Consider the following 2,708-nt stretch of genomic DNA (forward strand, 5'->3'; position numbering starts at 1 on the left):
GGCGAAGTAGAAGCGCAGGTCGGTGCCCCTGTAGTAGTTGGCGATGAAGGTCACGTAGCGAGTGGGGAGTTGGAAGCCGGCCGTCCAACCATTGCGGTCGGTGTCCACCTTGACCCCAGTCGGGAACGCAACCTTGTAGAGGTTGGCGTTGGCGCCACCCGCCCCATTGCCGCAGAGTGGCGTCAGGCCATTCGAGGCGAAGACCGAGGCAGCAGGCGCGGTGCAGCTGGGAATCTGCGAGAACGGAACGATCGCGGTGCGGGCCCCGTTCATGCCGCTGACGATGATCTGCGCCGGCGCAACGCCCTTGGCGTGGTCGAGCTGGAACTGAAAGACCAGCCGTCCCTGGACCTCAGGACGCCCCGAATCGGCGCCTTGCCGCTCCGCATAGGCGAGCTGGTCGCCCACGTTGCCGGGCGACGTGGTGACGGTGACCACGGTGGCCGGGCAAGGCGTAGCAGCACACGCAGGTACCGTCAACCACTGCGGGCCGACGGCCGACGGCGGGGTGTTGCCGAAGCCCGGGTACACGATGGCGAACTCCGGACCGAACTTGAACGAGGTGCCGGCGAAGGAATGCAGGAAGCCGACACGGATCTGCATATCGCGCTCGTAGATCGAACCGTAGCCCACGCCCAGCAGCGTGGTTTCCAGCGAGTTGGGCAGGATGGAGGAGCCGAAAGGCGTCCAATCCTGGCCGAAGACGGCAAACCCTGACGTCTGGTCGCTGAACATGTGATCGATGCGGGCCCAGGCCAGGCGCAGGTTGAATTGGTTGGAACGGACGCTGGCGACGTTGCGGTTGAAGGCACGGGTGAAGTTGCCCTCAAAGTCGGCTTCGATGCGGCCGGTGATGGAAGTGCTCCCGTGCAGGTCCGGCCACTCGAAGTTGGCGCCGATACGGGTGGCGCGCGCCTTCATGTGGAACTCCGCGGCGGCGTCGGGGCCGGTGTCGGCGGCGCTGATGCCGAACAGGGGAAGGGGAGCATCGTTGCCGGTCGGCTGACTGGTGTCGTACTGGGCGCTGGCCTTGATGAAGCCGTACAGCTTCAGCTTGGCGCCGGAGCCCAGCTTGATGTCGGGCACCAGGCCGCCCACCTTCGCGGGCTCGAGCTGCAGCACGCGGATGGGAGCGATCGCCGGGATCACCGGAGGCGCCTTGGGAGCGGACGGAGCCGCGGCGGCCTGGGGCTCAACAGTAACGAGGGATGTCGATTGCAACCTCGCCTCTCCGCTCAGGTCGGCGGAAGGAGCGGCGGCGCTGACCGACTCGTACTCGGTGGTACTGATTAGGCCCTTATCAAGCAGGATCTGGGCCAGTTTCGCACGTTGGTCGGCCGGGGCGACACTGCCTATGCTATCCGCCTCGGCCTGGGTGAGGATCCCCTTGGAAGCAAGCACACGAACCAGGGGGTCCGACGGTTGGTTGTCTGCGGCAAAGGCCGGGGCGAGTAATACGGCCAAACAGAGAACACCCACAACCCAGAGGAGAGGACGGACAGGCATGGTCACCTCGCACACGGAGGTCTCGAGAGGCACAAACCTCCAAATATTGGTGCGGGCATTATCCACATGCGCCCCCCGCTGTCTGTGATGCCTGTCACAGGGGGCTGTAAGAACCGTCACTGAGGGGGGTTCGGGAGGCCCCCGGACGTCGGCCCGGAGCCGCCGGGCATGGGCCGGGGAGCGGCCGGGGCCGATTTGGGTCGGGTCACGATGAGGCCGGGCAAGGCCCGGGCCGGCGGGTCAGAGTCCCAGGTAGGCGCGGCGCACCTCGTCCATGTCGGCCACCTGCCGGGAATCGCCCTGGATGGTGACCCGGCCCTCGGCCAGCACGTAGGTGTGGTCGCTCAACGCCAGGGCCAGGTGGACGTTCTGCTCCACCAGCACGATGGTGAGCCCCTGGCTGCGCAGCGCCTTGAGGGTGAGGAACAGCTGCTGGGCGAGCACCGGGGCCAGGCCCAGGGAGAGCTCGTCGATCATGAACACCAGCGGCTCCTGCATCAGGCCGCGCCCCATGGCCAGCATCTGCTGTTCGCCGCCGGACAGGGTGGCGGCCTTTTGTTTGCGGCGTTCCTTCAGCCGGGCGAAGAGTTCGTACACCCGGCCCAGGTTGTCTTTCTCGCGGTGGCGCGCCCGCCTGGAGTACGCCCCCATCTGCAGGTTCTCTTCCACCGTCATGTCGGGGAAGAGCTGCCGTCCTTCGGGCACCAGCACCAGGCCGCGTTCCGCCTTGGCGTGGGGCGCGAGCCGGGTGACGTCGTCGCCGTTCAGACGCACCCGCCCCGCCCAGGGCCGCAAGCTGCCCATGGTGGCGCGCAAGGTGGTGGTCTTGCCGGCGCCGTTGGCCCCGATGATGGTGGTGAGCTTGCCGGACTCGGCCTGCAGCGAAATGCCCCACAGCACCTGGACCTCGCCGTATCCGGATTCCAGCTTCTCCAATTCCAGGACGGGAGGCATCAGTTCTTCTCCATGAGTTTGTGGGCGATCTTGTCGTCGCCCAGGTAGGCTTCGACCACCTGGGGATCGCGGGCCACCTCTTCGGGGCGGCCTTCGGCCAGCTTCTGCCCGAAGTTGAGCACCACGATGCGGTCGGAGAGATTCATGACCGCCTGCATGAGGTGCTCGATCATGAAGACCGAGACGCCGCTGTCGCGGACCCGGCGCACCAGGTCGATCATCTGGGCGATCTCGGTGGGGTTCAGGCC

3 protein-coding genes are annotated in these 2,708 nt (G+C 66.6%); all 3 read right to left on the minus strand.

Annotated features, from left to right (window positions below; genetic code table 11):
* The coding region (locus VMS96_06110) for a hypothetical protein (GenBank protein ID HVP42986.1) at positions 1-1,401 on the minus strand (1,401 nt) is incomplete at its 3' end.
* Between the two features lie 345 nt (positions 1,402-1,746).
* Complete coding sequence (locus VMS96_06115) at positions 1,747-2,460, minus strand: ABC transporter ATP-binding protein (GenBank protein ID HVP42987.1); 714 nt, start codon at positions 2,458-2,460, stop codon at positions 1,747-1,749.
* On the minus strand, positions 2,460-2,708 hold a 249-nt coding region (locus VMS96_06120; protein ID HVP42988.1), incomplete at its 5' end, for a hypothetical protein. The genes VMS96_06120 and VMS96_06115, both read right to left, overlap by 1 nt.

It is taken from the genome of Terriglobales bacterium (assembly GCA_035543055.1).
Taxonomy (GTDB): Bacteria; Acidobacteriota; Terriglobia; order Terriglobales; family Acidobacteriaceae; genus JAIQFD01.

Coding starts and splice junctions, on each gene's coding strand:
- VMS96_06115 (HVP42987.1), bottom strand. CDS start 2,460: ATGCCTCCCGTCCTGGAATTGGAGAAGCTGGAATCCGGATACGGCGAG.